At 56.4% G+C, this 342-nt stretch carries 1 protein-coding gene; it reads right to left on the bottom strand.

Annotated features, from left to right (window positions below):
- Window positions 1-342 (bottom strand): potassium transporter TrkG (locus tag Q4563_RS17670; RefSeq protein WP_303605430.1); only part of this gene is annotated, 342 nt, incomplete at both ends.

Below are 342 nucleotides of genomic sequence, written 5' to 3'. Positions count from 1 at the left end.
GATGAGGTCAGCATGAAAAAGACCGCAATCATCTCAATGGTGGCGCTGTCGAAGTAACCCATGGAGGCATCGTGGGTTGAAAATCCGCCAATCGCCACGGTGGAAAAACTGTGGCTGACGGCATCAAACGGCGTCATCCCCGCCAGCCAATAACCCAGCGCACAGGCAATGGTCAGGCTCAGATAAATATACCAGAGCGCCTTGGCGGTCTCGGTAATACGGGGTGTCAGTTTGGAGTCTTTCAGCGGCCCGGGTGTTTCGGCCCTGAACAGCTGCATGCCACCAATGCCCAGCATCGGCAGTACCGCAACGGCAAGCACAATAATCCCCATACCGCCGAGC

The organism is Gilvimarinus sp. 1_MG-2023 (assembly GCF_030548285.1).
Note: the sequence above shows the minus strand (reverse complement) of the source record. Positions and strands in the feature narration are given on the sequence as shown.